The organism is Qipengyuania thermophila (assembly GCF_004153605.1).
Classification (GTDB): Bacteria; Pseudomonadota; Alphaproteobacteria; order Sphingomonadales; family Sphingomonadaceae; genus Qipengyuania_B; species Qipengyuania_B thermophila.
On record NZ_SDSI01000001.1, the window covers coordinates 120,141 to 144,289 of the forward strand.

The 24,149-nt window shown below is 64.0% G+C and carries 15 protein-coding genes and 1 pseudogene; 3 read left to right on the plus strand and 13 right to left on the minus strand.

The annotated features are described in order from the left end of the window. Positions 1–14 precede the first annotated feature (14 nt). Positions 15–1,227: pseudogene (locus ETO60_RS00600) on the plus strand (IS3 family transposase). A 128-nt stretch (positions 1,228–1,355) separates the two neighbouring features. Here ETO60_RS00600 and ETO60_RS00605 read toward each other — a convergent pair. Genes ETO60_RS00605 through ETO60_RS00630 form a run of 6 tightly spaced genes read right to left on the minus strand, consistent with a single transcriptional unit; the run spans position 1,356 to position 16,965 of the window. After that, a complete protein-coding gene (locus ETO60_RS00605; RefSeq protein ID WP_130001826.1) occupies positions 1,356–2,144 on the minus strand; it encodes an HNH endonuclease in 789 nt (262 codons plus the stop codon). Then, positions 2,141–4,084 (minus strand): GmrSD restriction endonuclease domain-containing protein, encoded by a 1,944-nt coding sequence (locus ETO60_RS00610; RefSeq protein ID WP_130001828.1) that lies wholly within the window; start codon positions 4,082–4,084, stop codon positions 2,141–2,143. The genes ETO60_RS00605 and ETO60_RS00610 overlap by 4 nt, the downstream gene beginning before the upstream one ends. Then, positions 4,084–8,199: an Eco57I restriction-modification methylase domain-containing protein gene (locus ETO60_RS00615; RefSeq protein ID WP_130001830.1), complete on the minus strand. Its 4,116-nt coding sequence runs from the start codon at positions 8,197–8,199 to the stop codon at positions 4,084–4,086. Before ETO60_RS00615 ends, ETO60_RS00610 begins: the two co-directional genes overlap by 1 nt. Then, positions 8,199–10,988 carry a DEAD/DEAH box helicase gene (locus tag ETO60_RS00620; protein ID WP_234026242.1) on the minus strand — a complete coding sequence of 930 codons (2,790 nt, stop codon included), beginning with the start codon at positions 10,986–10,988 and terminating at the stop codon, positions 8,199–8,201. Before ETO60_RS00620 ends, ETO60_RS00615 begins: the two co-directional genes overlap by 1 nt. Beyond that, positions 10,985–16,141 carry a DEAD/DEAH box helicase gene (locus tag ETO60_RS00625; protein ID WP_130001831.1) on the minus strand — a complete coding sequence of 1,719 codons (5,157 nt, stop codon included), beginning with the start codon at positions 16,139–16,141 and terminating at the stop codon, positions 10,985–10,987. The genes ETO60_RS00620 and ETO60_RS00625 overlap by 4 nt, the downstream gene beginning before the upstream one ends. Then, the gene (locus ETO60_RS00630) at positions 16,138–16,965 is read right to left on the minus strand and encodes a WYL domain-containing protein (protein WP_234026243.1); all 828 of its coding nucleotides are present in this window, start codon (positions 16,963–16,965) and stop codon (positions 16,138–16,140) included. Before ETO60_RS00630 ends, ETO60_RS00625 begins: the two co-directional genes overlap by 4 nt. Before the next feature lie 340 nt (positions 16,966–17,305). On the opposite strand from ETO60_RS00630, the gene ETO60_RS11145 reads away from it, so the two are divergent. Both ETO60_RS11145 and ETO60_RS00635 read left to right on the plus strand, forming a co-directional pair. Continuing rightward, positions 17,306–17,461 carry a hypothetical protein gene (locus tag ETO60_RS11145; RefSeq protein WP_165362067.1) on the plus strand — a complete coding sequence of 52 codons (156 nt, stop codon included), beginning with the start codon at positions 17,306–17,308 and terminating at the stop codon, positions 17,459–17,461. Between the two features lie 31 nt (positions 17,462–17,492). Beyond that, positions 17,493–18,023: a Dps family protein gene (locus ETO60_RS00635; protein WP_130001833.1), complete on the plus strand. Its 531-nt coding sequence runs from the start codon at positions 17,493–17,495 to the stop codon at positions 18,021–18,023. A 72-nt stretch (positions 18,024–18,095) separates the two neighbouring features. Here ETO60_RS00635 and ETO60_RS00640 read toward each other — a convergent pair whose 3' ends face one another. From ETO60_RS00640 to ETO60_RS00665, 7 genes are read right to left on the minus strand one after another with little or no spacing between them, the layout of a single operon-like run. Continuing rightward, positions 18,096–18,983, minus strand: coding sequence for a flagellar motor protein MotB (locus tag ETO60_RS00640; protein WP_234026244.1), 888 nt, complete (start codon positions 18,981–18,983; stop codon positions 18,096–18,098). A 1-nt stretch (position 18,984) separates the two neighbouring features. Continuing rightward, the gene (motA, locus tag ETO60_RS00645) at positions 18,985–19,848 is read right to left on the minus strand and encodes a flagellar motor stator protein MotA (protein WP_130001835.1); all 864 of its coding nucleotides are present in this window, start codon (positions 19,846–19,848) and stop codon (positions 18,985–18,987) included. Between the two features lie 19 nt (positions 19,849–19,867). After that, positions 19,868–20,773, minus strand: a complete 906-nt coding sequence (locus tag ETO60_RS00650; RefSeq protein ID WP_130001837.1) for a flagellin N-terminal helical domain-containing protein — start codon at positions 20,771–20,773, stop codon at positions 19,868–19,870. Next, positions 20,770–22,104 carry a flagellar hook-associated protein FlgK gene (gene flgK, locus ETO60_RS00655; protein ID WP_165362068.1) on the minus strand — a complete coding sequence of 445 codons (1,335 nt, stop codon included), beginning with the start codon at positions 22,102–22,104 and terminating at the stop codon, positions 20,770–20,772. Before flgK ends, ETO60_RS00650 begins: the two co-directional genes overlap by 4 nt. Further along, positions 22,101–22,382 (minus strand): rod-binding protein, encoded by a 282-nt coding sequence (locus tag ETO60_RS11150; RefSeq protein ID WP_165362069.1) that lies wholly within the window; start codon positions 22,380–22,382, stop codon positions 22,101–22,103. Before ETO60_RS11150 ends, flgK begins: the two co-directional genes overlap by 4 nt. Further along, a complete protein-coding gene (locus ETO60_RS00660; RefSeq protein WP_390612430.1) occupies positions 22,379–23,527 on the minus strand; it encodes a flagellar basal body P-ring protein FlgI in 1,149 nt (382 codons plus the stop codon). The genes ETO60_RS11150 and ETO60_RS00660 overlap by 4 nt, the downstream gene beginning before the upstream one ends. Then, a complete protein-coding gene (locus ETO60_RS00665) occupies positions 23,488–24,147 on the minus strand; it encodes a flagellar basal body L-ring protein FlgH (protein ID WP_130001840.1) in 660 nt (219 codons plus the stop codon). The genes ETO60_RS00660 and ETO60_RS00665 overlap by 40 nt, the downstream gene beginning before the upstream one ends. Positions 24,148–24,149: the final 2 nt, after the last annotated feature.

Sequence of the window (24,149 nt, forward strand, 5' to 3'; positions counted from 1 at the left end):
GGAAGGACGGACAGATGAAGCGAACGAGGTTCACGGAAGAGCAGATTATTGGCGTGCTGAAGGAAGCGGAGGCGGGTGCGAAGTGGCTGACCTGGCTCGGCGACACGGCGTAACGGAAGCGACGATCTACAACTGGAAGGCCAAGTATGGCGGCCTTGAGGTCTCCGAGGCCCGACGGCTGCGGGAGCTTGAGAGCGAGAACGCGAAGCTCAAGCGGCTGCTGGCCGACACGATGCTGGACAACGTTGCGCTGACCCGAAGGGCGGCGAAGCTAACGATCTTCTGGCAAAAAAGTTCTGACGCCCGCCGCCATGCGGGAAGCTGTGGCTCATCTTCAGGCCTGCCACGGGATGAGCGAACGGCGGGCGTGCCGTGTCATCGATGCTGATCGCAAGAGCGTGCGCTACCGTTCCACCCGGGACGATGATGCCGGGTTGCGTGAGAAGCTGCGCGAGCTGGCCAACCAGCGTCGCCGGTTCGGCTATCGCCGTCTGCACATTCTGCTGCGCCGGGAGGGCGTGATGATCAACCGCAAGAGGACCCAACGTATCTACCAGGAGGAAGGGCTGGCAGTCAGGCGGCGGCGCAGCCGCAGGAGGGCCGTGGGGACCAGAGCGCCTTCTCCGGTGCTGGCGCTGCCGAACCAGCGCTGGAGCCTCGACTTCGTACATGACCAGATGGCGTCGGGCCGAAGGTTCCGCGTGCTCAACGTGGTCGATGACGTGACCAGGGAGTGCCTGGCAGCGGTGCCCGACACCTCGATCTCGGGTCGCCGGGTCGTGCGCGAGCTGACCCAGCTGATCGATCAGCGTGGCAAGCCCGCCATGATCGTCAGCGACAACGGCACCGAACTCACCAGCAATGCCGTGCTGGCCTGGTGCGGGGAGATCGGTGTGGAGTGGCATTACATCGCGCCGGGCAGGCCGATGCAGAACGGCTACGTCGAGAGGTTGGCCTCCGGCCAGCTTCGCTTTCAACGGCCGCATGCGCGACGAACTGCTCAACGAGACACTGTTCCTCAGCCTGACCCATGCCCGGGTCGAGATCGCGGCCTGGGTGGAAGACTACAACAGGGAGAGACCGCACTCGTCCCTTGGCTATGCAACCCCGGCGGCGTTCGCCGCCGAACTGGATAAGCAATGGGCTGCGTAGCGGAGCCCGTAGGGCGTAGCGAAGTAGGCCAGTGCTTCAACCGCGCTGATGCGCAAAACAACCGACCGGCTCTAATCCCAGCTGGGGGAAAGCTGGGGGTCACGTCAAACGTGTCGATCGCTGGGCCAGGATCGCTGATCGGTGGGACGAGCCGAACGAGGACATCGCATTCCTCCGAACTCTGGCTGAAGAAGATTGATCGTTTAGCCTTCAGCCGAAATCCAGATGTTGTCGCGGTGCCACTTTAGGCGTTCCCGATGCTGGTCTGAAAGTGGCAGTGGCGGAACGTTTTCCAGTCCCAGAGCTTCACGGGCATCCAGTCCCAGCTTTGGGGAAGCTATCGACCTTCCCAGATCATCAAATGTCACAAGACCGGCATCAAAGGCCGCGTCCCACAAGGCTGAGAGCAGCAGGCCATTGTGGACGTTCAACCGCTCTTGGTCGCTGCTACACGCCGCCCACGGAATAATGTGTGATGCCCGCAGGAGTTCGGGTTCCCTCACACCCGTTAGGGGGCAGGTCGCATTCCAATAGTCCACCAGTGCCGAGCGAAACCGGTTCTGGCCGATGCGAACTTTTTGCTCTCGTTCGGCCTCGGTATCGCCCAGATGCGCGGTATCGTTGAGGAAGTCCTCGTAAGGCAGTGTCGGCAAGCACATCGACAATCGGTAGACGGCACTGACTGCTTCGAAGAGGCCATCTCTATCCTGGAATGCGAAGGCTCCGGCGTGCCCTTTTGCGCAAGGCCCGGCCAGCTCAGCCTTCAGCTCCCGTGCCGCCCCGGGATGCGCGACGGACAGGAAGAAAGGTCCGGCCATCCCATTTGTTGATGCCGCGACTGCGATTTCACCGGGCGCTGACGCCGACGAGAAGAACAACCAGCCCGCTGCCTGTCCTTGCGGGATCCGATAGCCATGCTCGTTGGCAGCGTCGCGAAGTTCGGATTCCAGCGCGAACGGATATTCAGATAGCCGATCTCTGGTATCGATCATGCGACAGGCTCACCCTCGACTTCATGGATCACATATTGGCGGAAAGCCTCTGCAGTCGTGAAGCACCTGAAACCGGCTGAATTGGCGAGCGACATCAGCTCTGCGCTTTCGTCGATCAGCACTGCCACCGCTTCCGTCAATTCCTGCCGGACACCATTAGGCCAAGCGATGTCGAGCACAGCCTGCTGTCCGCCGGTAGCTTCATCTACCAACTCAAACGCCAGAACGCCTTCCGCCAGCCCGCGGTCCTGCGTCCAGGCATTGAGTTCGACCAATTCATTCTCTTCTTCCTCGGTGGCGAACCCGCCAATCACTGCGGGGGCGGCCAGAATGGGGGCTGCACTGGCAAGCCAACGATCCGCCTCTGCTCCCAGCAAGCTGGCCAGCTGCTTATTAGCCTCGGCTGCCAGCAGTTCGCGCCGTGCAGCGAGGAAGTCCTGATAGTTTTCAATTCGCCAAAGATTGCGATCTATAGGGATCCACTGAGTTGCCAGTGCGCCCGGATGGTTGGCTTCGATTTCTTCGAAATACACCTCAGGGCGCTCATCTGAAATGTTGAGGTTCGTCCCCTTCGTGAGGAAGCAAAAATTAGCAATCGCATTGACATCGGCCCGGCTGAAATTCGCTTTGTAGAGTTGCGCCTTGGGGAAGATGTGGTGGACCTCTAGTTTGCTGAGCTTGCCTAGCATATCGGCCTTTAGCGGTAGTCCGGTCCCCCAGTCGCGTGCTTCGGCCATGCGGGTGAGCATGTAGAGCACCGGGTAGAAGCGGGATCCCATGTTCCAACCGGTGAAATGGCCCGGTTCCACGCGGAGGCCGCCGTGCCACAGACGCAGGACATCCAGCATGCGGTCGAGCCCACCGGCAGACAGTGCTTCAAGGTCTGCGTCGATGAAGCTCTCGGTCGAACCTGAAAAACGCCCCCACATGGCAGCCTGCGCATACCAGAACAACAGCTTGTCCCGTTCCTGCTGGCTCATCGGCCCGGCATGCTGATCGAGGTAACGGGCCATGACGGGAACTGCCCCGCGGCCAAAGAACACGCGGTCGTGATCAAGGCCAAGGCGCCCGGCAATCAGGTTCAGCGCTGCCTCCACATGCTTGCCGGCGCGTGAAAGGGCGCCCTGAACCTCTTCTGCGGAGCGTTCATGCAGGTGCAGGAACTTGGCCTCCCCCGTCAGCACGGTGTTGACCGACCGCAGCAGCCAATCGAGCGAGAAGTCGTATCCCGCCTGCTTCCATGTCGAGAGGCGCGTCTTCATTTCGGCACGCGCTTCCGGCCAGTCGGCGCATATCTTGGCCAGTGCCAGATCGCCCTTTGATAGCTTGGTGCCGCCGCTGTTCACCTTGTTGAAGATGTCGACCACCACGTCGAGCGTCATGTCCGCTCCGGTGATCTCCTCGATGTGCAGATCAATGTCCCGAATGCCGAGGAGCTTGTTCAGGCGGCCGGCATAGTCGCCGATCTGCGGGGCGTGCTCCGGTTTCGCGGCCAGCGCGGCGATCATAGTGCCCAAGCCATCATTGCCGCCCTTGAACAGGGCGCTGACGTCGATCCACAGCGGATCGTCCTTCATCGCAATCGGCTGATAGAATTGGAACTCTTCGCGTCCGATATGGAAATGCAGGTTGGTGAAGGCCTTCTCATTCCCGTCGAAGAACTTGGGCGGCATGCCCCGGATTACGCCATAGAGCGAGGTCATCCGCTGCTGGCCATCGAGCAGCAGCTTGACCACGCCCGGCGCAAGTTCCTGATCGCCGCGAAATTGCGCGCCTTCCGATTGCGTGGCCCAGACCAGCAGCCCACCGACCGGGTGCCTGCGATAGAGCGAGCCGAAAAGCCCGCGCACCTGATCGCCGCCCCAGACATAGCCGCGCTGAAACTCCGGCAGGGCCATGTGGCCATTGTCGATATAGTTCAGGATCGTCGAAATCTGCATCAGCGATATCCCTCCGTGCGCGGGCGCATGCCGCCGGCCACCAGCGCGTCATAGGCGGCGAGGACGAGGCGCTGGGTGCGGTATTCGCCATATTTGGCGATTTCGTTCTTCTGAAGGACGCGGAAGGTTTCGGATGGATAGTCTGCGCCCATCACGTCCTTGGGATCGAGCACATAGCGCAGTTCATCACGGGTCAGGCCATAGGCGAGCGCGAACCAGGCATCCAGCTCGGCGCGCAGTTGCGCGCGGCGGCCCTCATCCCAGGCAAAGGGCGGGCCTTCATAACCCAGATCGCGGGCGAAGGGGGCCATGGCGCGGGAGGTGTAGGAAAGCTCCAGCACGCGCGGGACGATAAAGGCCAGCGAGGCGTCGTCATAGGCGGCGGGGGGGAGGACGGGGTTCTGTTTGAAGACATTATACTTGAGATGAGTTCCGCCAATTTTCTGCCTGACGGCATAGTCAAAGACTATGGCGCTCATGTTCGCGCATAGCCCGGCTACTTTGCGGATATGTTCTTCAGCGGGAAACATGAGCAACAGGGTGTCGCCACAACCGGCCACGGGTGAAGGCGCAGAAATCACAGTCCGCTCGTTCGTTGCGTTGGTGATGTCCCGCCAGCCCATCAGCCACCCCCGATTCCAGCCCTTGGCGGAAAGGCGGCTGGCCACTTCGGCTTGCGGCACCCAGTATCGCGGCGCGGGTTCGCAGGCGGGGTTGTGCTTTTCGGCCAGCGTCATGTCGCGGCTGGTTTCGCCGTCGGCCTCATAAGTGGCCCAGCGGTGATCGAACTGGTGGATCATCTTGGCTTCATAGAGCGGCACATGGCGTCCCAATTTTGGCGCAGCCTTGCCGGTTGACAGGTCAAGATGACGCGCATCGTGCCCGCCGGACAGCGCCAGTGCCGGCTGTGGCGGGCGCGCCCCGCCGCCACCCGCCCAATCGCTGCCATCGCGGACATAGCCCGCCGCGGCCAATTGCGCGGCGGTGCGGAAGCATCCGCTGTCGTTCGACATATGGAACATGGCCATGAACCCCACGCCCCAGGGGTTGCCCGCAGGCCCTTTGCCTTCCTCGATCAGCACCGGCACGCGATCATAGATGGCGGCGGTCAGCGCGGCATCGGCACGGGCGCGGAACACGGGCGCGGTGCGGGTGTTGGGGTTGATCCGGGCGATCTGGGCGGGCGAGAGGGTAAAGCGGCGTTCGGCCTGTTCCAGCCCGGCCGGATCGGTGAGGAAAAAGGCAAAGTCCGCCGCCGCCACGCCCCAGCCCAGGGTGAGCAGGCAGAACTTCATCCGGCTGTCCACCGCCGGGAACAGCTTTTCGCGGTTTTCAAAGTCGATCAGCCCGGCCAGCCGCTGGCTGGCCACCAGATGGCCGAAGAAGGGGGCGGTGGTGGCATCGGTCGCAATGCCGGTGGGCACGATCAGCCCGCCGCCCCCGCCGGGGCGCAGAAGATTCAGGAAATGCTCGGCAAACAGGGCGTAGGTGTTCACATCGCCGCGCCCGGTCCACGGGAATCGCCGCGCCTTGGAAACCTTGCTCAGCGCGATCTTGGTCGGGTCTTCATCTTTGGGCGAGCTGAAGAAAACCGAAGACGCCTCCGCCGTGCGCTTGGCCGCTTCGAACGCGGCATGAAGCTGGCGGCGTGGCATGTCCGCTGATCCATCCGCCAGCACTGCGCTGGGCAGCGCCTTGATCATTTTCGTGCGCGCGGCTGCATTGGGGGCACCCGCAATATCGGCATCGCGGCTGGCAAAGAACTCCTGCTCTTGAAGCTTGATCCGCTCCCACGGCGGATTGCCCAGCACGACATCAAACCCGCCTTTGCCGATCATCACTTCCGGAAAGGCGAGCGGCCAGTGGAATGCACGGGCATTACCCGCCGCATCAACGGAAGCAGCCTCCAACGGGCCGTAAATCTGCCCGCCGCCCAGCCTTTTCCGCACATGCGCGGTGGTCGGCACCGTCACGCTGTTCGCGTTGGCGGGAGCGGCGCCCGTCTTGGGCAGAAGGAAGGCGGCGATATAAAGGTCGCAAGCCACCTTGGTGGCATAGCGCTTCGGGTCCGCCTCCCATGCGGCGAAGCGGCGGCGCTTTTCCGCGACCTGGGCCACGGTATCTTCGGGCAGGTGGCGCAGATCGTCCATCGTGGCGGCCAGCTTGGCCGGGGGCAGACCTCCGCCGGTCCCTGCGGCCCAATCAAAGCTGCCTTGCCCTTCGCGCTCCGCCTTGTTGCGTTTGCGGAACCAGACAGTCGTATCTTTGTCGTCGCCTGTCAGCGGCTTGTAAGCCTCATCGGGGATGCCTTCTTCCAGCGCGGCCAGATCGAACACGCCCAGCAGGCTGTCACCGCACTGGATGTTGGCATCGAGGAAGCCAAGCGGCTTGCCCGGTTCCACCGATTCAATCCACAGCGCCACCTTGGCCAGTTCGATCGCCATCGGGTTGCGATCCACCCCGTGGATGCAGCCACGCACCACATCGCGCATGGCCGCGTTGTAATCGGGCGCATCGGGATCGCGCAGCTGCGCCACCCGCGTCGCCATGCGCCGCGCCGCGCCCAGCAGGAAATGGCCCGATCCGCAGGCGGGGTCGATCACGTTGAGCTCAAGGATGGCGTCTGCGCCGCCCTCTGCTTCGGCCCGGTCCAGCACCGGATCGAGAGCGCTGTCGAGCAGGCACTGCACCAGGCTGTCCGGCGTATAATAGCTGCCTGATACCTTGCGCGCATTGCCGCGCGCTTCAGCACCGCCCGCAAAGCCGAAGGTGCGTCCGCCATCCTCACGCACGGGCACGAGTTCGAGCAGGCCTTCATAGACGCTGCCCAGTTCCTCGGTCGCCATATCGCGCCAGTTGATCCGCACGCGGCGGCCATCCTCGATCAGCCAGCCCAGTTTGAACGCGGCCGCGAGCAGTGCGCGGTTGGGGATTTGCGCGGCATCCAGATCAGGCGTGAGCGCCCGGTCGAACAGGCCGCCAAGCGCGGGCAAGCCCAGCAGCTTTTCCCCACGCTCCAGCGCGCGGAACACCACCTTCACGCCTTCCCAGGCATCATGGTGATGGTCATGCGCATTGCGGCGCGTCGACCGGTCGCGCAGCCAGGCAAAACCATAGTTGCTGCTGTAAAGATCGCGCACGGCCTTGGGCGTCGCGGGTGGATGCAGCAGATCGCGATCCTCGGCCACGCCGAGGAAGATCAGGCGGTAGACCACGCGCAGCATCTGCTCGAACAGGTGCGGCATTGTGAGCTCATTGGTGTCGAGCCGGTCCCGGATGGCGGAGTTGGCATCGAGGATGCCCTGACCCAGTGCCATCAGCGCATCCTCGACGTTGACCCGCAGCCGCTCGCGCGCGGAAGTTCCCGCCCGCATGCCGGCCTCGCGCCAGCGTTCCAGCGCGCAATCACTGGCGCCTGCGCCTTCTTCACCGAAACGGCTGGCGTGGATCAGCAGCCACAGGACCGCGAAATCTGCGAACATCTCGTCGCGGAAGATCGCCCCGAGGTCTGCCTCGATCCAGGCCGGGCGGGTCAGGCTGGCATTGTCTCGCATCAGCCGTACCCGGTCGCCTGCAAATACGAGGCCCCAATAGAAGTCCGGGTTGGAATTGAGCCATTCCTGCAACAGCACGGTAGGCGAACGGCGTGCAATGCGACCGCTTGCTCCATCTCCGAACTCCGGCAATGCCCGGGCGAACCCATCGCCTGCCTTGCCCTTTTCTGCTGGTGCTGGCGGTGCGACGACTACCGGCACGCGTCCACCCCTGGCTTCCCAGGCGATGGTGTAGCGCCGATCTTCGCGTGTATGATGGTGCGGTCCGGTGAGCTCGAAACCAAATGCCTGTTCCAGCAAATTTCGCGCAAAATCGGCGGTCTGCTGCATCGTGGGCTGATCAAGCCGGACATAGGCCTGCCAATGGGCCTGCCCGATGCGGAAATAGCGCGTAATCTCATCGCGCAGGCCGGTGCCCTTCGGACAACCATAGTCGGCCGCCATCTTCTGATCGGGCGCAGCGGAGGCAATCGCCTGCACTTGGGCGGGGGAGATCAGCCCACCTTCAATTGTGATCGCGGCAAAGCCGATGTCGGCAGCGCGCTTCATGGCACGGGACATCAGTTCACCTCCGGCAGCAGGACATAAAGGCCGATGATATCGGCCGGCAGGACGGGACTGACCTTGACGGTGGCACCGCCGCCAGCGGCCTCGGTCAGGCGGAGGTGGTCAACCGAAAGCGCCTCACCGCGCTGATGAGCGAACGCCTCAAGAGCGGGCGTGTAGGAAGCCAAGCGGTCGCGGGCAGCGTCGATCTGCCGGATGCGTGCACTTTCATCGATATTGCTCGAAGCTTCGGCTTCAAGCAGGGCCAGCGCGTCTTCAGCGCTCAGCGAGACGTCATGGCCAAGCCCCGAGAAGGCCAGCCCGGTGGCTTCTTCCGCTAGCAGGAGACGGTTCATACGGCCGCTGGTCACCAGCTTGTAGCGCAGGCGCAGCAGCAGCAGCGTTGTCATCTGGCTCACCGCACGGGTCCGCCAGACGCCAGCGCGACCGAGGGCGCGCCCTTCTGCGGCTTCTGGGTCCAGTGCGCCCTCAGCCAAAGTCTCGGCCAAGACGGCAACTACCGGGTGGACGCGGCCAACATGGGTTACACCGGGAGACGGGTCGTCTTCAAAGCTGACCCGCTTCGTGCCATGCAAACCTCGCTGCCCCAACCGCTCACGCATCATCTCGGGCAGGAAGTCGAGGTGAAGCAGCGAATGGCCGAGCAGAGGTTCTAACGGGGCCTGGAGGCGCTTTAGCGCCCGCTCCGTGAAGCGGGCCACTTCCTTGGGGCCACCATTGAGCGCCCGCATCTTGCGCCACTCGGGGAGAACTTCGTCAGGCTTCAATGATCCCTGGGCATAGCGGGCGCGGCTTGCCTTTGCCCCCTCAGCCGTATCGCGCCATTGCCGCTCGAACAGGTCTGCACCCGGGCCGAAGTCGAAAGTCATCTGGCTTTTCGCGCTGCCGCCACGGTGCAGCAAGACCGCCTGCATCAGAGCTGAGGTCACGCTTTCCTGGTCTTCCGGCATCGGAACGCTGACGCCCGTTGCCTTCTGGATTTCTTCGGCCTTTCGCAGGATTACGTTGAGCACAGCTCCGTCGATTGGGCTGTTTTCGCCATACATCATGAGCGAGCGGACAACGGGCGCCTGTTGTCCGAAACGGTCGACGCGGCCCTCGCGCTGTTGATGCCGGGTCGGGTTCCAGCTCAGGTCGTAGTGGACGATCGTGTCGAACAGGCTCTGGAGGTTGATACCTTCCGACAAGCAGTCGGTCGCAACGAGGATCCGGTTTTCGAAGGGCTCAAGCGCATCGACCCGGCTGCGTCGTTCATCAGGCGGAAGAGTACCCGTGACCACGGCTATGGCTGCCTTCGGGAAGATGGCTCGCAGGGTTTCTCCCAGTGCCTCAGCCGTAGCTATGAAACGGCAGAAGATGACGGGCTTGGCGCCTTCCTTGAGAATGGGGCGTAGTTCAGCAATGAGCTTCTTGACCTTGGGGTCCTCATCCCGCCTGGCGTCTAGGGATTGGGCCAGTTCGATGAGGCTGCTAAGTCCCGCTGCCTCCTCCCGGTCTTCGATAGCAGTAGCCGGCTCCACGTCGCTCTCATTGAGAACGCCATCTTCGGCATCGAACACGACCGGTTCGATTGCTTCTTCCTCTGCCATGCCACCAAGGCGGTTTCGAAGAGCACTGACCGCTGCGGCAGGGGACGACCCCACACAGCGCATGAGTGCAAGCGTCCCCCAGAAGGCGAGACGGCGATGCCTCTGATCTGATCCTGCACGCTCAGTAACGTTCAGGCAGTAATCGAGGACTGCCTCCTGGAAGGTGGCAAAATCACCTGCGAGCGTGAATGGCGATTCCTTGGTCTCATGCCGGGCAAAGGCACGTTTCTCGTCCCAGCCATCTTGGATGTCTGGGCGACGGCGCTGGATGAAGTGCTGAGCCAACCGGCGGGCATAGCGCTCACGGGCATTGGCATCCCCTGATTCCGGGCCGCCGGCCAGATCAGGATGGACCAGACCCAGCAGGCGGTCATAAGCCACAATGTCGCCGCTGTGCGGCGTCGCAGTCAGAAGGAGCATGTGTCGGTCGGCATCTGCAGACAGCGTTTGCAGAAGATCGAAGCGCTGGTGCTTCCCCCTCTCATTACCGACACACGCATGCGCTTCATCGACAATGACGAATTGCGGACACGCCCGGGCAAACTCATCACGCCTACTGTCTGCCTTGATATAGTCGAGGCTGACGACGGTGTACGGGTAAGCCTCGAACAGACTTTGCGAGGTAGGCAAGCCCCGCTCGAGCCCGCGAGCCCGTGCTGCCGTGACGGCCACGGCATCAATATCAAACTTCTCGGTAAGTTCGCTGACCCACTGATCAACGAGATGCGGCGGGCACAGGACGGTGAACCTATCGGTAAGGCCGCGATCCAGCCACTCGCGAAGGATCATGCCTGCTTCGATGGTCTTGCCGATACCAACATCGTCAGCAATCAACAGCCGTGCAACGGATTGCTTAAGCGCCATCATCAGTGGGACAAGCTGATAGGCACGGGGTTCGACGCCCAAGTGCGCAGCGCTTCGGAATGGTCCAGCGCCGCGACGAAGCGAGAGGCGAAGGGCATCGGCCAACAAACGGCCCCCGTCCTGCGTGTCGAGACGGTCGGCCGTGGGGGTCGCGAAGCTGGCAGCGCTGACAGGTGTTGCCTCAAGGGCGGGCGCAATCAGCTGCGCATCATCGTCGGTTCCCGACAGTGGCCGGATGTTGAGCAGTTCCTCGGAGGGCGATGGCAGAACAATCCATTCACGCCCGCGAGCACGGACCATGTCACCAGGAGAAAATACGACCGCGTTCATCGGGAAACTCCAAGTGCAATAAGTAGTTCGGCTGGCGCGTGCTCAGCCGGACGATCAGGCAGATCGATTATGTCGAGGATACCGAGAGCAGCGGCCTCGTTGACGAGTTCAGGTGATGCCCCGCCAGGCACAGCGAGTACCCCTTTGGCTGGCCAGAACAGGGGCAGTTGTATCCCCGCCATGCTGAGCCCTGACGGGGTAGGAAGCCCCCACTGCCGAACAGCCTTACCCCAAGGGTCGCCTGCACTGGCGGTTTCGGCCTCGCTTTCGTTTGCGGTTGTCAGCTCGCAAAGCAGGCTGATCACGTTGTCGTTTCGGCGGTCGATCAGTTCATGATCGGGCTGATTGAAATAGGACAAGATGCAGCGATAGCACCCCGCGACGCAGGCATCTTCAGTCTCAATCATGTCACCAGGCTCGAGTGGCTCCTTGTAGTGCATGAGCTTGAGGCTCTCGCGCGCCACTTCGGCTACCTTGGCGGGATCGGCAACCAGTCGGTTGAGAACGCCCGCGCCACCTTCAGTCGCTTCATAAAGCAGAATGGTGTGACGAATGTCCCGGGTCGGCAGAGGCTCGCCAAGGATTTCTCCCTCTTCCAGTTCGAAGACTAACTGGATGCCGCGAATAAACGCATGCTGGAAGGTCGCCATGTCCTCGGTGCTCAATGAGACCTTGGGCTGCAGCAGGAGGGCATTTTTATGGTCTTCGACCATCGGCACGATGCGCTGCGGCTTTGCCTGGGTGGGATCACCCATGCCATCGTCATCATCGCCGGTTTCTGGATCTTTGAGCCATCGCCCGGAATTAAGGTCTATGAAGAAGCCACAGATGGACTTCGACTTGCGCCGCCTGAGCCCCTTGTTGATCCGGGAGAGCTTGGTCGCTGCACCATAGTCGAGCCTGAGCAGCTCCGTGTCGTCGGCGCATAGGGTCGTTGATCGAATGTCCGGCGAGCCGTTGTGGACGGGCCACTGGAACACGGTCTGGATCTCAAACCCGCGCCGCTGACGATCCTCGTCATTCGCAGTGATCCGCTCTGAGGGCGCAGTTTCGACATTGTCGATACGGAAAACTGTGTCGAGGCGCTCGGCACCGCCCAAAGGCGCGGCACAGGCGTGGCAACGTTCTTGGAGTTCATCGGTGTGAGCAGCCCCACATTCAGGGCAAAGAATCAGGGTCGTGGTAGATAGCTGACCATTATCCAACCGACCTTCCGCGGGTAGCTTGGCCTTGGTCACCCGGAACGCGCGGCCCTCATGATAAATCATGCTGTTGGGGCCGAATTCAGCGATCGCAAGGAAGCGGGGGCGCTGGAGTACAGCGCTCTTCGACGCCGGGATAAAGGCGTAGAGCGGCAAGCGCGGGAAGTTATAACCTGGCAGGAACCCCTCAGTGGCCAGGTAGCGATAGGTGTAAAAATCGGAACTGTTCGAAGCTTTGCCGCACTCGAGAATCTCGAGTTCTCTGGATGCGTTTCGATACCGAGAAGCAGCTGCGGTGCGTTCACCGGCTTTTAGCCCGATCTTGTTCTGAATTGCGTGCGCCTGTTCCTGCTCGTGACGGGCACTGTTGTGCAGGTTCCTCCAGCGATCGAATGCCTGACTGAACTCCAAGAATGCGTTTTTGTCAGTCTGCTCGACAAAGGCTTCCACGTCTTCCAGCCAAGGCGCATCGCGCAGCTCCACCGCTGATAGCATAGAGTTGATCAACTGACGCATGATGGGCTTCGCAGCACCAGATGCGGCCAACTGCTTCAATCCCTCTGCGATTTCGGCAGCAATCGGCATGTTGTCGCCGCCCATGTCGAGATTTTCAGGGATGGAAGAATTGAGCGGTACTGATGCAGCCGCAAGCCACTCAGCGTGCAAGTGGCTCTTCAACAGATCCTGATTGGCCAAGTCCAAAGCCGGGGGTCGAACCGCACCAGCAACCAGTGCGGGCTGGTCAGCAAAGTAGTACTGGTCATGCGGGGATTGTGCCGCACAGTAGACAACCACCAGAGCGGCCTGACCGCTTCGACCTGCGCGGCCTGAACGCTGCGCATAGTTGGCCGGAGTTGGTGGGACGTTCCGAAGGTAGACCGCATTGAGGGCGCTGATGTCCACGCCCAATTCCATGGTCGGCGAGCAGAACAGTGCCGGCAGAAAGCTGTCAGGTTCACTTTGTTCGCGCATTTGATCGAGGTTTGCCTTGATGCGTTCCTGATCTGCCTGCTCAAAGCGGAAACGGTCCTCGCGCCAGGCGCGAACGTCCTGATCGACCTGCGCAGTGTGTTCGCGGGCTTCAAAGCTATAAGGGAGCTCACCCTCGTGGCCGAGCATATCGGCGACCTGCTCGTACAGCTCCCGGAAAAACAGGTTCTGGCGTTTCTTGTCGCGACGTTCTTCGGCAGGTAGCAAGCGAATTGCCGTCGGCGCCATGCGCCATGCCGGGGCTTCGTACCCGACGTTGACCCTGCGGACGAACTGATGCGCTTCGGCTGCCTTGAGCAGGGTTTCGATCAGCTCATCATATTCCTTGGCCGGGACTTGCTGGTTGTCCCAGAGCGAGGCTTGTCGAAGGGCTTTCCCCAGCTTGCTCTGTCGGCCAGCCCTCAGGATCAGTACCGCTTCCGATGCCCTGATGGTGTTGTTCCGAGGCGGGTTGATCATCAGGAAGCCACACTCGCGCAGCGTGTTTTCTTCCTCACGATCGATCGCCCAAGGCAGCCGGAGCCTATTGCGCGACACTTCGGCAGCCTGCCGAACTTTGCCGCGGTCTAGCGCGTCAGTCGCGACTGCCAGTCCTTGGCGCATGTGATCGAATAGGATCTCATAAAGCTTGCGTCGCTGATCAGGAGAGGCTTGGGCAAGCCGTTCGTTACCCACGAACTCCTCGTCATCCTGCACGAGGTCATCCAGCCCCGGAAACTGGGCAGCGATCAGGCCCACCTCTTCAAGGTTGGGGTTAGTATAACGCCAACCACGCCGGAGGTCCGCCCACAGGCGGTGAGCCAGAATGTCTGATAGGGTTTCCTGGGCCTCCTGCCGGTTCTGGTAACCCTTGGCATTGGGATCGAGCATCCATTCCCCAAGGCGTTCTTTTTCGTCGAGGTCGAATCCCAGGGCCTGCCGCACCGCCTCGCCAAACTTGTCCGGTTTCAGTCCCTGAGACCCAGCAGCTCTGACGGCACGCAGGATCGCGCCACGCAGAAGCGTGACGAAAATGAAGTCGTTGAAGTGGCCGGCCTGCAAAGCCGCATCCTGACGGTTGTCCGTGAACCCCAGCAGCTTGCGGGTATGCGGATCGAGGGATTCATCCTTTTCCATCCAGGCAAGGATCGTCGAAACAATTAGTGTGGTCGCTGAACTGCGACCTTCAGCCGACAGTCCTGCCAGCTTATTGATCTCTCGGGCACCGGAGGCAGGTTGATGACCGCATTCAGGGCAGAAGCGATACTTGCCCGCAAAAAACCATGCGGGAACCCCGTCGTCTCCGAAACTGCCATCAGGGCGCACCATAACCAGGCGCCCTTCATGCTTGCCCCGATGTGACGCCTTCAGGCGCTCTTGGCCGTTCGCTGCGACTTCCAGCCATTCATCCGGATAGTCATTGACGTCCCCTGAGAACCGAAAGGCCTGATTGACGGCAGGCACCAGATAGCCGGTCTCAGTGCCGTCGGGCTCTGCTTCATCGCGGGCTGGTTCATCGATTGGCCGGGCGATAACCCGATGTGCTCCATCAGCGAAGGTGACCGAGACGCTGTGATGTTCTTGCCCGCACTCGCGGCAGAAGAAGAGTGGGTATAGGCGGGCGCTCTCATCCTCGGGGTGATACTTCTGCCCTTCCAGGCTGACCCTGCGTTTGTCTGCGGGCTCCAGCGTCGCATAGGCTTGGCCAGCGCCCGAAATGAAGCGGTGCAGCTTGAAGGCAAGAAACGCCCGCGATGAGTTGCCACCGCGCTGATCTTCCCTCTTGCCCATCATCGCCAACATATCGGCGATGGCCCGCGCGCAATCGGTCTGGGTCAGCCCTGTCTGCTCTGCCAGTTTCGCCGCTGCATCAGGAAGCGTCATCGGCTTGCGTCGACGGAGCTTCTCGCCGTCCTCAAGGCCGATCTGCGTCTCAATCCAGCAGGCAAGCGGATGAACGTGTAACTCCGCATCTGACAAAGCTGGAGCCAGCGGTTGCAGGACCGCTTGGCGCAACGGCTCACCTAGTGTTTCAGCCTTGATCGCATGGGAGGTCGCCCGGTCGAGCGCCTCATCTATGATACTGCCAGACGAAATTGGCTGCCCAAACAGCTTGGTCGCGACCTCTGCCACCGCTGCGGCGCGTTCCTGCTCATCTGGCGAGCTGGACATAGTTGCCGAAGTTCCGATGCAGATCAGGTCCTTGGACGGCGTTAAGCGCTGCTTGACCCGCCGCACTAGCATGGCGACATCCGCACCTTGTCGCCCTCGGTAGGTGTGCAATTCGTCGAGGACCAGAAAGTCCAAGCCCTGAGCGTTCTCGATCACGGCACGATCGAGTTTCTCCTGCCGGGTCATCAGGAGTTCGAGCATCATGAAGTTTGTCAGCAAAATATCCGGCTTGTCCCTGGAGATCTGCTGACGCTCAATTTCGGACTCTTGCCCTGTGTAGCGGGCAACGGTCGGGCGCAGATGCGGGGGCAGTCCCGCATCGTCGACGAACTTCTTGATTTCCCCCAGCTGCGAGTTCGCCAGCGCGTTCATCGGGTAAATAATAATCGCCCTGGTGCGAGGCGCTTCACCCGCCTTCTTGGCCCGGATGATGGCGTCCACAATCGGCACAAAGAAGCAGAGTGACTTGCCCGAGCCGGTGCCTGTCGTGACCACGAAACTCTCGCGATTTCTCGCTTTGGCTACGGCGCGTTCCTGGTGTCGGTGAAGGCGGATCGGATTTCGCTCAGGGCCGACGGCAAAGACTGATGCAATTTCTGGCGCAACATCGCCTGATGCGACAAGCTCATCGATCGATTGCCCAGGCAGGAAGCGGGGGTTGATGGTTATGAGAGGGGCCGGCCAGAATTTGCCCTGCTTGTAAATGTCGCGAATCTGGTGATCGATCTCCGGAGCACGGATCGAAGAGAATGAGCGGGCAAAAGAGGCGTAACGGTCAACAAGGGCCTTATCGAGGTCGAAAATGTTCATGCCGATGCCCCCGGAACGTCATTGGTATTGAGTAAAATGATCTGCTGATCTTGCGGCTTACGTGCAGCGGGATCCGTATCAAGCCCGAGCCTCTTTAATGCGTAGTAAAGCAAGGCTCGGCGGACAGGGGTAACAACCCGACCATTTTGCATCCCGTAGTCGAATTCAATCACTCGCTTCTGATTTTGGCTGAGAGCTGGATGCGGGCCGATCTCAAGCTGAACGATTTCGTCCCAATCAGCATCAGCCGCCGTTTGCATTTGAGTGGACCGTGACTGACGGGTCTCGATAATCCGCGAAATGACGAAGTCACGGTACTCCCCGCTCTTCTCGCAGTATGATCGTGCGTGCCAACGGAAGCCATCAAATGCCAACGCATGCGGCGCAATCCAGCGCCACTCGGGATCGGGGGACGACATCGACTGATATCGGACCTCAACAGCTTCACGCCGCCGAATAGCGATTACTATCGAACGTAGTACGGCTGGATCGATACCCCGGGCAGGCGCGGGTGTAGCATCGAAAGCCGGCAGGTTGCCGATCCATGCATCTTCAGGAGCGACAATCCCTTCAGCAACAGAACGTACCTGAGCGAGATATTGGGTGGCGTCAGGTTTCATGAAGTGGGGGCTGAAAGCTGGTGAACGGACATAGGTCTTGCCGCTCTTGTCGTAGACCATGTTGTCGGGCGCGAGCGCTATGTAGCGGTTGAGGTCGCCCGATGCCTGGTTCAGCGAGACACCGAATGTGTCCATTAGATCGGCTCTATTGACGTGACCTTCCCAGAAGAGGCGGAACTCGATGAACTGGAGCTTTTGCTCCACGCTCCATCGTAGACTTGGTTTGCCTTCCCACATGGCCGCCCTCAAATCAGATTCCAAACCCATCCAATTAGTGGGCCTATTGAGGTGTAAGCGAGCATGTGTCGTTCGGGCAAGGAAAAGAGTCGGGGGTCGTGCCCGCGAACGATGTTTAACCGATCTCAAATGGGATTCGAACTCAAAGTCGTGATATAATAATCAATGGGTTACAGCCCAGAGAAGGTCGGAACCCGGCTCCGTTCCCACCGGCATCCGTCTGCAACCCGCATGCTTGCTGACGAGGTCGCGCAACCAATGGCGCGCTCGGCTGTTGTGGTGATGACACTCACCAGGACGATTTCGCATGGCCACCTTGCCCCCTGATCCCTACGCCCCGGACCCGGTCCGTCAGCCCGACGGCACGCCCGAGCCGACGCCGCAGCCGCCGACACTGCCGGGACCGGAGAACCCGCCGGCCCCCTCGGCAGGCTCGCCTGCGCATGCGCGAGCGGGCGGCTGACACCGTTTGCAGACCACAACCCCATCAGGAGATGACCTTGACCGACCACCATGCCACCACTACCGACAACGAACGCGTCGAGAGCGACGGGCACACGCTGCACACCAGCGTCGAACCGGATGTCCGCGACAAGGTCGCCGATGCGCTCTGCAAGGCGACCGCCGACAGCTACACCCTGTATGCCAAGACCCTTGGCGTGCACTGGAACGTCCAGGGCCCCGGCTTTCACGGCCTTCATGTGATGACCGAGGAACAGTACGAGGAGCTGCACGAGGCGGCCGACGCCATTGCCGAGCGTATCCGCGCGCTGGGCAAGCTCGCGCCGACCGGCAACGAGGCGTTCCGCCAGCTGACGGTCATCGACAACGACGCGCCGCACAAGCCGACGCGCGACATGATCGCCGAACTCGTCGAGGACAACGAGAAGGTCGCGCGCCGCATGAGCGAGTTCGCGCGGCTTGCGGATGAGGCAGGCGATCTGTTCACCCACGACATGCTGGTCGCGCGGATCGGACAGCACGAGCAGAACGCCTGGATGCTGCGCGCGAGCCTCGCGGACTGACTTCAACCCGTGCACCCGGGCCGGCGGCACGCCTGCCGACCCTGCGGCGCGCCGGGTGCACGCGGTGATGCTTCAGTCCAGAAGCAGCACCGACATGCGGCGATTGCGCGGATCGGCGGGCGCGGCGGGCACCAGCGGTTCCGTGGCCGCCACTCCTTCGATCCGCCGGAAACGGGCACCGGCCACACCGCCCCGGACCAGCGCCGCACGCGTGGCCTCCGCCCGGCCGGCCGAAAGGGTCCAGTTGTTGGCGCCGGCATTGGTTCGCCACGGCAGGGCGTCGGTGTGCCCCCGCACCACCATCGGCGCAGTTCCACCGCGCACCACCTCCGCGAGTTCCCGTGTCAGCGCCTCGGCGCGCGGCACCATGCGTGCCGTGCCCAGCGTGAACATGGAGAAGTCGGCATCGTCCACAAGGTCGATGCGCACGCCCTCGGGCGTGGCGACGACCCGCACCTGCTTGAGCAGACCGCGCAGGTCCGGGCGCGCCTGGAGGCGGGTGGCGAGCCGGGCGCGGATCGCGGCGGCCATGGCGGTCCGGCGCGCTGCCCGTTCCGCATCGTTGCCCCCTTCCCCTGGTCCGCCCCGTGCGTTCATGGGGACGGTGAGCGCGCGTGTGCCCGTCTGCCGGGCAGCGTACGGATGGGCATCGGCATCGATCCGTGACGATCCGCCCAGAAGACCGTTCGAGCCGGCGCTCTGTTCGCGGGTCTTCACAAGGGTCGGGGTGAAGTAGTCGGCCAGCCCCTTGCGCTTGTTTTCGTCGGTCGCGCCGAGCAGCCAAAGCAGCAGGAAGAAGGCCATCATCGCGGTGACGAAATCGGCATAGGCCACCTTCCACGCGCCGCCGTGATGCCGGTCGCCTGCGGTCACGACAACCCGGCGCACGATCAGCTGCTGCGGCGGCGCCGGCAAGGTTGCAGGCGCGGCCTGCGCTGCGTCGGGCGAGGCGGAAGTCACCTCACCGGCCCTTGAGCAGGTCGAGAAGCTGCGTCAGCGACGGCCGCACTGCATCGGGCAGGCCCGATCGCGCGCCCTCGACAGCGAGGGCGTGAGGGTGTCCGTGCAGGCTGGCGACGATCACCTGCTTGACGGAATGGAGGATCTGCTGATCCTGCGCGTTGATCTGCCTCAGACGCGCGGCCAGCGGTCCGACAATGCCGTAGGCGAGCAGAACTCCCAGAAAGGTTCCGACAAGCGCGGCCCCGATCATCTTGCCCAGAACCGGGGGCGGCTGGTCGATCGATCCCATGGTCTTGATCACGCCCAGAACCGCCGCGACAATGCCGAGCGCGGGCAGCGCATCGGACAGCTCGCGCAGCGCATGCGCCGGTTCGTCCATCTGGCCAAGCCGCGCGCGGATGGCGTTGTCGAGCACCTCCTCGACGGCGTGCGGATCAAGGCTGCCCGACGACACCACCAGCAGCATCAGCGGATCGGCAAGCAGTTGCACCAGATGCGGATCTGCGACGATGCGGGGAAATTCGCCGAACAGCGGCGAGGAGCGGGGGTTTTCCACGTGCTGTTCAAGCGCCAGGGGACCGTCCTGGCGATACAGCCGCATGAGCCTTGCCGACAGGGCAATGGCGTCGACATGATCCGCACTGCTGTAGCGCGGCCCCTTGAACACCCGCACCAGCCCCGCGCCCAGCGCCTTGAGCTCGTGCAGCGAATTCCCCGCGATCAGGGCACCGGCGGCCGCACCCCCGATGATCATCATCTCGAACGGGACCGCTGCCAGCACCGGTCCGATCGCGCCGCCGGTCAGGGCGAAACCACCGAAGACCATGACAAGGAGGACTGCAATGCCGAGCGCTGGGAACATGAAGGTCTCCGCCAGGGGATCAAAGGTGGTCGAACAGGCTGAGAGCGGACAGGCGGCTGAATGTCGCCCGGCTTGCCTCCAGAGCGGCGAGTGTCTGCTGGAGCCGGGCGACGCTTTCGGCCAGGTCTGCGCCGCCAAGACGGTCGCGCAGCTCCGCCCGCGCCAGCGCCTCGTCCGCATGCATGTCCCTGAGCGTTCCGGTCGCCGCGTCCATGGCGCCAAGGCGCGCGCGAACTTGGGCAAACGCCGCCAGCGCATCGTCAAGGCTGGTCACGGCGGTTGCCGCGACCGCTTGTGCCGTTGCGGGATCGCTGCGCAAAGCGCCGGCGACGCGGCCGAGCAGTGCGAGCGCGTCACCGGCGGGCCCTGCGTTGAAGATGTCCTGCCCGGTGACGCCGACCGCCAGCGCCCTGCCATTATGGAAGCGCAGGAGCGGCGGGGCAGCATCGCCGGCATAGCGCGCAACGCCTTCCTCATCGAGCACGAAGGCGCGGTGTCCGGCGCTGCCGGAGAACAACGGCACGCCGGCCGGGTCGCACGTGTTGACAGCCGCGAGCAGCGTGTCGTGCAGTGACATCAGTTCGGCGGCCACGGCCTGCCGCGCATCCCCGCCGCCCGCGCCGCTCGCCGCCGCGAGGGCAAGCTCGCGCGCCCGCAGCAGGCCCTCGCCGATCGTCTCCAGTGCCGTGTCCGCAAGGGCGATCCTTTCGGCCGCGCGCGACAGCGCGAACCCGTCTGCCTCCGCGAGCCGGTCCGCGCGCTCGCCCTGTCTCACCCCGGCCGCGGCAGCCGGATCGTCGGAGGGGCGCTGAAGGCGCTGGCCGGTGGACACCTGATCCTGCAGGCGGATGGCGGACTGCCGCAGGCCCTCCATGCGCGCGATGACCCTGCTGAACATTCCGGCGGTGGACACATGCGCCGTCATCGGCCGATCTCCAGCAAGCTGTCGAACACCCGCGCCGCGGTCTGCATCACCTTGCCGCTGGCCTGAAACAGTTGCTGGAAGCGCAGCAGGCTGGCTGCTTCCGCGTCGAGATCGATCCCGGCGATGTCACCGAGCGCTTCGTGTGCGCTCTGCGCGAAGGCGGCGTGAAGGTCACGAGTGCCGGTCCGGGCCGCAATCGAGGCTGCGAGACCGGCGCCGATGGCGTCCACCGCGGCGGCCGGACCCGAGTGGGCCAAGGCCGTCCGCAAGGCGTCAAGAGCGCGGGTGTCGCGGCTGCGCACCGGGGCACCCGCGCCCGCGGTGGCCAGAGCGTCCGGATCGGACAGGCACACGGCCAAGGTAGCCGCGTCCTCGCCAGAGAACAGCGGCGCGCCCGCGCTCCCGGACGGTGTGGCACCGCCCGCCTGCGCGGTGTTGACGATGCCGGCGAGCTGGCGGGCAGCGTCGTCGAGGGCCGTCACGGCGCGCGCCAGATGGGACCGCGCCTGCTCCCGGCCAGCAAGTTCGCCGCCGACACCCGGTGCGTCGGCGGCGCCAGCAAGGAACCGCATCGCCCCGTCCGACTGGCGCTCGACACGCAGGGCGGCGGCCCCGGCCGGTCCGAGCAGCAGCGGCCCGCCATCCCCCAGCTGCACAACCGCCCGGCCGACGGCGTCCAGCCGGACCGTCGCTCCGGTGAGCGGAACAAGCCGGGCAAGCAGCGCATCGCGCTGGTCAAGGAGAGTGGCTTTCGCCGCGCTTTCAGGCTGGCTCCGCGACAGCCGGAGGTTCAGTTCGCCGAGCGAGGCGGCAAGGCCGTTTGCAGCCGCCACTCCCTCCTCGATCCGCAGCGCGTGTTCGTCGCCGGCGGTGGCGAGATGGCCATGCGCTGCGTTGAAGCCGGCGGCGACCGCGCCTGCCCGCTCCAGCACCTCGAGCCGCAGGGCAGGCTCGAGCGGCGCGGACGCCAGCTTCGCCAGACTGGCCTCGAACCGGTCCAGCGACGCCGACAGGCCGGCGCGCTGCAACGCGGCCTCGCCGCTCAGCAGACCGTCGAGCTCGGCCGCGGCGCGGGCGAGTGCGGTGTCGGCACGGCGCGTTTCGGCGCGCAGGAACCGGGTTTCGGGCTGCGAAACGCCCGCCACCGTCACACCCCCACCCGCGATCGGCCCGCGGGCGGGGTTCAGACCCGCTGGTGCAACGCTCAGCCGGGCGGCGCGGCGGGTGTAGCCGGGCGTCGCGCTGTTGGCGATGTTGTGCGCCGACGTGTCAAGCGCCGCGCGCGCCGCGTGGGCGCCGCTCCTGCCGATCTGAAGCAGCGTTCCGGTCACGGCCTGCGTCCTCCTTGCAGGCGGGACGCCAGCTGCCGTTCCAGAGCGTCCGCGATGCCGAAGGCACCGCACGCGGCCGCGACGTCGGCAAGCCGCGCGTCGAGGATCCCGGCGAAGGCGTCCGGTGCGTCATCTTCGTGAGGATCGCCGTCACTGCGGGCTGCCGCCAACATCTGCCGCACGAGCATGGCCTCGAACCCTTCAGCCGCACGGCGCAGTGCCGAGCGGTCCGCGCTTGCCGCGCCTGGCGCTGCGGGTGGAACCGGCGCGGCGGTCACAGGATCACCAGTTCGGCCTGCAGGGCGCCGGCCTGCTTCAGACCTTCGAGAATGGCGACGAGATCGGCCGCTGCCACACCCAGGGTGCCGAGCGCGTCCACCACCTGCCCGAGATCGGCTCCGCCAGCGACGAGGGCAAGGCGGCTTCCCTCCTCCGATGCCTCGATCTCGCTCGCAGGGGAGGCAACGGTGCGCCCGGAGGCCAGCGGGCCGGGTTGCGAAACCTCCACCCGCTCGGCGATCCGCACGACCAGCTTGCCATGGCTCACCGCCGCAGGTGCAAGGCGCACGGCGCCGTTGATGATGACGGTGCCGGTGCGGCTGTTGACCACGACGCGGGCCGAGGCAGGCGCGGGAACGATCTCCAGCACCCCGATCTCGGCGAGGCGCAGCGCCGCGGCATCCTCGTCGCCGGGCAGGGAGACGATCACCGTCACGCCGTCGGTGATCTGGGCGGTGCCGGCGAACCGGGCGTTGATGGCATCGCGCACCCGGGTCGCCGTGAGAAAGTCCGCCTCGTGCAGGTTGAACCGCGCCTGCGCACGCACGCCGGCGGCCGATGCGACGGCCCGTTCGACAATCCCGCCTTGGGCGATGCGCCCGACAGTGGGTATGTTGACGGTGAGTTGCGATCCGTCGCGCGCAGACACGCCGAGACCGCCGACGACCACGCTGCCCTGGGCAAGAGCGTAGATCTCGCCATCCGCGCCCTTCAGCGCCGTCAGGATGAGCGTGCCGCCGCGCAGGGACCGCGCCTTGCCCAGTGCCGAGACGGTGATGTCCAGCCTTTGTCCGGGTTTGGCGAAGGCCGGCAGTTCGGCCGTCACGATCACGGCCGCGGCATTCTTGAGGCCCGGCGCCGCGCCTGCCGGCAAGGGCACGCCCAGCTGCCCCGCCACGCCGCGCGCAGCTTCGGTGAGGTAGGCAAGGTTGTCGTCGCCGGTTCCCGGCAGCCCGACCACCACGCCGTAGCCGGTCAACGGATTGGCACGCACGCCATCAAAGGCGCCGAGATCGCGGATCCGCTGCGCTGCCGCCGGCGAGGCGCCGAAAAGGAGGGCGATCACCAGCACGAGCGCGACTGTGCAACGCATCACCGGCATGCTCAGAAAGGCGCCACGCGGGCGAAGAAGCGGCTCAGCCATCCGGGACGGCTGGCCTGCTGCAGGGCGCCGCGGCCGGAATGGCGGATGCGGGCATCGGCGATGAGGGTCGATGGAATGCGATTGGCCGCGTCGATGTCCGCCAGGCGCAGGCGGCCGGTGAACTGCACCCATTCCTCGCCTTGGCTGAGAACCATGCGCTTTTCTCCTTCGACCTGCGCCGTGCCGCCCGGCTCGACCGCCACGAGGGTGACGGTGACCGTACCCGCGATGCTGCTGGTCTGCCTGGCAGCGGCACTGCCGTTGAACGACGCGCCCGACGACATCTTAAGGGCATCGGCGCCGAGCAGCGCGAGCGGCCCCTCGGCCGGCAGCGTCAGCGAAGCACCGCCCTGCCGGGCGCTGCTCGCCTCCACGCTCCTGCGCGAGCGGGTGTCCTCCACCAGCACAATCGTCACCAGATCGCCCACCCGGCGGGCACGCAGACCCTGATGGAGCGGCGCATAGGGAACGGCGGCGTTGAAGATGGCTCCGCTGCCGGGTGGAGGCGGCGGCACCTCCGACCGGGCCAGCGGCGGCGGCGACAGGCGCAGCGGCGCGGCAGGGTCGGCGCACCCTGCCACCATCATGACCGCCAACAGGGGCGTGAGCGCGCGCACCATGG